This window comes from Achromobacter sp. DMS1 (assembly GCF_001270295.1).
On sequence record NZ_LHSJ01000252.1, the window covers coordinates 1 to 6,116 of the forward strand.

At 68.2% G+C, this 6,116-nt stretch carries 6 protein-coding genes and 2 pseudogenes; 4 read left to right on the forward strand and 4 right to left on the reverse strand.

What is annotated here, in order from left to right; translation table 11 throughout:
* A pseudogene (locus AD428_RS28555) lies at window positions 1-75 on the forward strand (GntR family transcriptional regulator); the annotation flags it as partial.
* Window positions 76-322: 247 nt separating this feature from the next.
* Here AD428_RS28555 and AD428_RS21480 read toward each other — a convergent pair.
* The 4 genes and pseudogenes from AD428_RS21480 to AD428_RS21495 form a co-directional block, all read right to left on the reverse strand.
* Window positions 323-598, reverse strand: a pseudogene (locus tag AD428_RS21480) (2Fe-2S iron-sulfur cluster-binding protein); the annotation flags it as partial.
* A gap of 18 nt (window positions 599-616) precedes the next feature.
* Window positions 617-946 carry a hypothetical protein gene (locus AD428_RS21485; RefSeq protein WP_053246532.1) on the reverse strand — a complete coding sequence of 110 codons (330 nt, stop codon included), beginning with the start codon at window positions 944-946 and terminating at the stop codon, window positions 617-619.
* Window positions 947-950: 4 nt separating this feature from the next.
* Window positions 951-1,247 (reverse strand): 2Fe-2S iron-sulfur cluster-binding protein, encoded by a 297-nt coding sequence (locus AD428_RS21490; protein WP_053246533.1) that lies wholly within the window; start codon window positions 1,245-1,247, stop codon window positions 951-953.
* Window positions 1,248-1,318: 71 nt separating this feature from the next.
* Complete coding sequence (locus AD428_RS21495; protein WP_053246534.1) at window positions 1,319-2,050, reverse strand: TenA family transcriptional regulator; 732 nt, start codon at window positions 2,048-2,050, stop codon at window positions 1,319-1,321.
* 644 nt (window positions 2,051-2,694) lie between these two features.
* Between AD428_RS21495 and AD428_RS21500 the strand changes: the two genes are divergently transcribed.
* From AD428_RS21500 to AD428_RS21510, 3 genes are all read left to right on the forward strand, one after another.
* Entirely contained in the window at window positions 2,695-3,927 is a 1,233-nt protein-coding gene (locus AD428_RS21500; protein ID WP_053246535.1) for a molybdopterin-dependent oxidoreductase, read from the forward strand.
* A 10-nt stretch (window positions 3,928-3,937) separates the two neighbouring features.
* Window positions 3,938-4,252 (forward strand): hypothetical protein, encoded by a 315-nt coding sequence (locus tag AD428_RS21505; RefSeq protein ID WP_053246536.1) that lies wholly within the window; start codon window positions 3,938-3,940, stop codon window positions 4,250-4,252.
* 94 nt (window positions 4,253-4,346) lie between these two features.
* Complete coding sequence (locus tag AD428_RS21510; protein WP_053246537.1) at window positions 4,347-6,038, forward strand: MFS transporter; 1,692 nt, start codon at window positions 4,347-4,349, stop codon at window positions 6,036-6,038.
* The last annotated feature ends 78 nt before the right edge of the window (window positions 6,039-6,116 follow it).

Genomic DNA, 6,116 nt, shown 5'->3' on the forward strand with positions numbered 1-6,116 from the left:
GGCAACGGCGACCTGGCGGCCCTGCTGGCCAGCCAGCACGTGCACAACGCCGCCAAGGCTTACACCGAAGCCAAGTCAGGCAGTCGCAGTCGCGGGCGTCGGCCGCTTGATCCGGCGGCCGGCGATCCGGCGGCCGGCGATCCCGGCGGCCGGCGATCCCGGCGGCCGGCGCCCCCGAGACCCGGCCGCGCCCGCGCTCAGGCGGATTCGGCCGGGCGATTCCGCAGGCCGGCGATCCGGCGGCCGGCGATCCGGCGGCCGGCGCGCCGGCGGTCCCGCGCGGCGCCACGCCCACTACGATGCCCTTGCCGTTTTCCACCACCCACGACACCTTGATGTCGCCTTTCACGAAGGTCTGGCAGGCCATGCGGTAGCCGGCCTCGAAGTCTTCGGGCCGCAGGTGCTTGCGCTCCTTGGGCTTGATGGCGTCGGTGTTTTCCAGCCCGTCTTCGATGCGGCACTTGCAGGTGCCGCACAGACCTCCGCCGCACTTGAACGGAATGCCTCCCTGCTCCCTGAGCGACACGCGCAACAGGTTGCTGTTCTCGGGCGCGGTGGCAACCTTGCCGCCGTTGGAAATGAATGTGATGTGGACCATCTTGTCTGGATCCCGCTTTCAGGCTCCGCCGGCGGCCGCTTCGGCGGCGCGCAGCGTGAGCCGGGTTTCGATGCTGCCGAACCGGGTCAGGTGGTCCAGCTCCTTGCGCGCCGCCTCGATGGAATCGAATTTCTCCAGGAACTTGGTAGGCACGCGGTTCACCACGTGCGGCGGCGTTTCTTCCGTGACGACCACCCGCGTCTCGCCCCGCAGCCGGGCGATGCTGTAGACCGCCAGCCGGCGGCCGTAGAAGTGATAGTCGTAGGTTTCGACGATTTCCACCTCCGGCCCGCATTCGGTGCGGAACACGCCGGGTTTGGTGGTCAGGATGACGAATGCGGATTCCATCGGCTCACTCCTGGTCCTGGACCAGCTCGATGTCGCTGTTGAGCCAGAGCTGGCAGGCAAGCCGGTAGCCCTGCTCGATGCGGTCGCCGAGCTGCTTTTTTTCCTTCCAGTTCACCGGAGGCAGGTGTTCCGCGCCGGCCAGCACGCGGCAGGCGCACTTGGCGCACTTGCCCATGCCGCACTCGTAGCGCAGGTGGGGATAGGGAAACTGCTTGATGCCGGCGCGCACCACCAGGTTGGTGTTTTCCTTCACCTCCTCGGTGTAGGTCTGGCCGCCTTTGTGAAATACGACGATAGGCATGGTGTGCGTTCCGAAGCCGCCCCGGCGCGAACCGGGGCGACGGCTCCTGTGTGTCCTCTCCGGGGCCCCGTTCAGGCGGCCAGGCCCAGCTCGGGCAGCGAGATTTCCTTCTGCACATAGTCGTTGTAGAGCGCCGTGGTGTAGAGCAGGCGCATCTGGGCGCCGATTTCGCAGATCTTCAGGCAGCGCTGCTGCAGCTCCACCGTGTTGGCGTGCTCCAGCACGATCTGGTAGCCGCGCTCGCCGTGAATCTCGTCGGACACGATGTGCAGGTCGAAAAACTCCACCTCTTCGTCGGTGAAGCCATACTTCTCGCGCAGCGTGGGCGTCTGCTTGCGGTAGATGGAGGGCACCTGCGATTCCAGGCCGACCACCAGGCCCGCGACGGCCACGATGGGGTCTTCGCGCATGGCGACCGCATAGCACCAGCTCTGCAGCCCGCGCGTGGTGGGCGACATGTTGTCCGGGTCCACGACGCGCTCGCGCGTGGTGCCGCAGGCTTCCGCGAAGCGGATCAGCAGGTCCGTGTGGCGGTCGCCGCCGATTTCTTCCTCGTACATATTGGCGAGCAGGAAATCCTTGGCCTCGGTGTAGCTGTCGGGGGTGCGGGCGTACAGGTAGCCCAGGTAGTCGGCGAAGGGACCGACGTAGTGATAATGGTTTTCCGCCCAGCGGGCCAGGTGCTCGCGGCTCAGCTTGCCTTCGGCCCAGGCAATGCTGAAAGGCGAGGCATTGGCGCTCTTGCCCTTGATGGCGTTTTCCAACGCCGTGCGGAATTCGTCTCGGTTCATCAGTTCAGCCATGTCGCGCTCCAGATCCAGAGGGAGGAATGCCAGGCTCTCATAGCCCGACCATGCTGAACATTGTATACCGTCTACCGTTTTTGACTGCTAGGGTATTCCCGCCCATGGAGAGCGGGGCCGGAAATATAGGGACATGTTCAAGCAAATCAATGACTTGTCGGCGCAGATCGGGGCTGGTGCGTATTCGGGTTTTCCCGTACAATGAATACACTTTCAAGGCAATACGGAAATACCATGAACACCCCCCAATCCAACCGCCATCCCCTCGGAGAAGCCCGTATCGGCCAGCAACTGCTGGCGCACTATGCCCGCCGCGATGCGGTGCGTCATGCCACGCCGCTGCTGCCCTCGTCGTGGGCCGAGCTGTTCGCCCCCTTCCGCAGCGCCCGCCTGCGCCCCCCARCGCGGCCCCGGCCGCCCCCCGCGCCAGCGAGGACACGGCCTGCCAGGCGGGCTGATTCCGTCTGATTTCGCCTGGCGCGGCCCGCGCCAGGACGGAAAACGCCGTTAATGGAACGGCCGCGGCGCGTTTCCAGGCGCGCATTTAGGTATTTGTCAGCTAGCCTCTCCTAGGCTGATCGGACCGGACCGCAGAACGTCCCGGGCCCGATGGCCCGCAACCAGAACAGTCCAGGAGACAATCCATGACAGCCCCCGCCGAAGACAGGCGCCGGCGCTTCCTGCGCCAGGCCTGCGCCCTGGGAGCCGCCGGCTCGCTCGCCGGCCGCGCCGCCGCCGCGCTGGCCGCCCCTTCCACCATCACCCTGCCTTTCGCCAATGGCGAGCGCGAGCTGGTCGCCTATCCGCAAAAACGGCCGCTGATCCGCCTCACCGCGCGCCCGCCGCAACTCGAGACGCCCTTTTCCGTTTTCGCCGAAGACGTCATCACGCCCAACGATGCGTTCTTCGTGCGTTATCACCTCGCCAACATTCCCACCCAGGTCGATCCAGCCGCCTACCGGCTGCGCGTTACCGGCCTGGTGGATGCGCCGCTGGAACTGACGCTGGACCAGCTCAAGAAGGATTTCGGCCCGCCCGTCGAGCTGGTGGCGGTGGCGCAATGCTCGGGCAACAGCCGGGGCTTCTTCGAGCCCCGCGTGGCGGGCGGCCAGCTAGCCAACGGGGCCATGGGCAATGCGCGCTGGCAGGGCGTGCCGCTCAAGCGCGTGCTCGAAAAGGCCGGCATCCGCGCCCAGGCCAGGCAGATCACGTTCGAGGGCCTGGACCGGCCGGTGCTGCCGGCTACGCCGGAGTTCGTCAAGGCCCTGGACGCCGCGCACGCGATGGACGGCGAGGTGATGCTGGCCTGGTCCATGAACGGCGCGGACCTGCCCATGCTCAACGGCTATCCGGTGCGGCTCGTGGTGCCCGGCTATTACGGCACCTATTGGGTCAAGCATCTGGCCGACATCAAGGTGCTGGACCGCGAGTTCGACGGCTTCTGGATGCAGAAAGCCTACCGCATCCCCGACAACGACTGCGCCTGTACCCCGCCGGGCAAGGCGCCGGAAAAGACCCGGCCCATCGGCCGCTTCAATGTGCGCAGCTTCATCACCAGCCTGCAGGACGGCGGCCGCCTGCCGGCCGGCAGGCGCAGCACGGTGCGCGGCATCGCCTTCGACGGCGGTCAGGGCATCCGCGAGGTGCAGTTCTCGGCCGACGGCGGCAAGTCCTGGAAGGCGGCCACGCTGGGCCAGGACCTGGGCCGCTATTCGTTCCGCGAATGGCGGATCGACCTCACGCCCGCGGCCGGCCGGCACACGCTGCTGGTGCGCGCCACCAGCAATGGCGGCGAGACCCAGCCCATGCAGCCCGCCTGGAACCCGGCCGGCTACATGCGCAACGTGGTCGAAGCCATCCACGTCACCGCCGCCTGAGGAGAGCGCCATGCCTACCGCCTTTCCGCGCCTGGCCGCCGCCCTCGCCCTGGCCGGCGCCTGTGCCGCCCCCGCCCTTGCGCTGGAGATCGACCTGCCCAAGGAAACCGCCACGCTGCACGCCGCCTCGGGCGCCCAGAACGCCGCCCAGTGCTACATGTGCCATTCGGTGGACTACATCTCCTCGCAGCCGCCCATGCCCGCCGGATTCTGGGAAGCCGAAGTCAAGAAAATGGTGCAGACCTACGGCGCGCCCATCACGGCCGAGCAGATCCCGCTGATCGTGCGGTACCTGGACGAGGCCTATCCCCCGCAGAAGAAGTAAGACTCCGGCCGGGTGGCCCGGGGGCGGGAACTTTGGGCGTACCATTGAGCGGACCCCGGCGCGGCAGCGCCGGGGGACGTTTCAAGAGGTCTACATGCTCTCACCCGTCTCGGCCAGTACCGACCTGCCTGCCGACCCGCCGGCCCCGCCCGAGCCCGTGCTCCAAGTCAGCACCCTTTCGCCGTTCGCGTTCCCGGCGTTCCGCACCATCTGGATCGCCAATCTCTTTGCCAACCTGGGCACCTGGGCCCAGTCCGTGGCGGCCGCGTGGATCATCACCACCCAGCAGAGCAGCCCGCTGATGGTGGCCATGATCCAGGTCGCGGCGGCCCTGCCGCTGGTCGCCCTGTCCATCGTCACCGGCGTGGTGGCCGACAACCACGACCGCCGCAAAGTCATGCTGCTGGGCATGCTGCTGGAGCTGACGGGCGGGGTTTTCATCACCCTCCTCGCCTTTGCCGGGCTGCTGCATCCGATCACGCTGATCGCCTCGGTGTTCTGCATCGCCATCGGCAGCGCCATCGTCACGCCGGCCTGGCAGGCCGCGGTGGGCGAGCAGGTGCCCAAGGCCCACGTGGGCAGCGCGGTGCTGCTCAACAGCGTCAACTTCAACGTGGCGCGGGCGGTGGGGCCGGCCATCGGCGGCCTGCTGCTGGGCGCCATGGGCGCGCCCTGGGTGTTCCTGCTCAATTGCGTCTGCTACGGCGGCCTGGTCTGGGCCATCTGGCGCTGGAAGCGCGACGTGCCCGCGCGGCGGCTGCCGCCCGAAGGCCTGTTCGAAGGCGTGGTCGCCGCGCTGCGCTACACCCAGCATTCCACCGTGACACGCATCGTGATGCTGCGCTCGTTCGCCTTCGGCCTTTCGGCCAGCGCGCTCTGGGCGCTGCTGCCGCTGCTGGCGCACGAGCACGAAGGCGGCAACGCCCTGCTGTACGGCTACATGCTGGGCGCCCTGGGCGTGGGCGCCATCCTGGGCAGCGCGGTGGTGCGCCGCGTGCAGGCCGCCTGGGGCGCGGGCGGCCTGATCAGCGGCGCGGCCACGCTGCTTGCCGTGTGCCTGCTCATCCTGGGCCTCACCGGCACGCTGTGGCTGGCGTTTCCGGCGCTGCTGCTGGCGGGCGGCTGCTGGATCGGGGTGCTCGCCACCTACAACACCACCGTGCAGATGCTGGTGCCCGACTGGGTCAAGGCGCGTTCGCTGGCGCTCTACCAGACGGCGATCTTCGGCGGGCTGGCGGCGGGCTCGTTCATGTGGGGCCACTTCGCCGGCACCATGGGCGTGTCCGGCGCGCTGGCGGCCGCCGGCATCATGCTCGGCATCACCGTCGCCCTGCTGTACCGCTCGCGCCTGCCCGAACACGTGGATGCGCAATCGCTGGCCCGTGCCGACAGCGCCGAGCCGGCGCTGGCCCAGGCGGGCTTCAATACGCAGCACGGCTCGGTGCTGGTGGCGGTGGAGTACCTGATCGCCCACGAAAAGCTGGGCGACCTCATCAAGACGGCGCGCCCGCTGCGGCTGCTGCGGCTGCGTAACGGCGCCCAGCAGTGGCAGCTTTTCCGCGACCTGGAGCGCGAGGGCGTCTGGCGCGAGGTGTTCCTGGTCGAAAGCTGGATGCAATACCTGCGCATGATCGACCGCATGACGCTGGCCGACAAAATGGTGCTGGACCAGGTCCGGGCCCTGCATGGCGGCGAGGCCCCGCCGGTCGTGTCGCGCAACATCAGCTACCTGGCCATGAACGCCGCCCAGGGATTTTCGCTGCGGCGGCGCCCCGATCCCCCCTGACGAGCCGGGGCCCCCTCATGCTCATGTCCCTGCTCGGCAAATGGCGCGGCCGGCCACGCGGTTCCGGCCGGCCAGGCC

Bases quoted from the DNA above. Each gene is read 5' to 3' on its own strand.
- AD428_RS21505 (WP_053246536.1), top strand. From the start codon at position 3,938: ATGCCTACCGCCTTTCCGCGCCTGGCCGCCGCCCTCGCCCTGGCCGGC.
- AD428_RS21490 (WP_053246533.1), bottom strand. From the start codon at position 1,247: ATGCCTATCGTCGTATTTCACAAAGGCGGCCAGACCTACACCGAGGAG.
- AD428_RS21495 (WP_053246534.1), bottom strand. From the start codon at position 2,050: ATGGCTGAACTGATGAACCGAGACGAATTCCGCACGGCGTTGGAAAAC.
- AD428_RS21485 (WP_053246532.1), bottom strand. From the start codon at position 946: ATGGAATCCGCATTCGTCATCCTGACCACCAAACCCGGCGTGTTCCGC.
- AD428_RS21500 (WP_053246535.1), top strand. From the start codon at position 2,695: ATGACAGCCCCCGCCGAAGACAGGCGCCGGCGCTTCCTGCGCCAGGCC.
- AD428_RS21510 (WP_053246537.1), top strand. From the start codon at position 4,347: ATGCTCTCACCCGTCTCGGCCAGTACCGACCTGCCTGCCGACCCGCCG.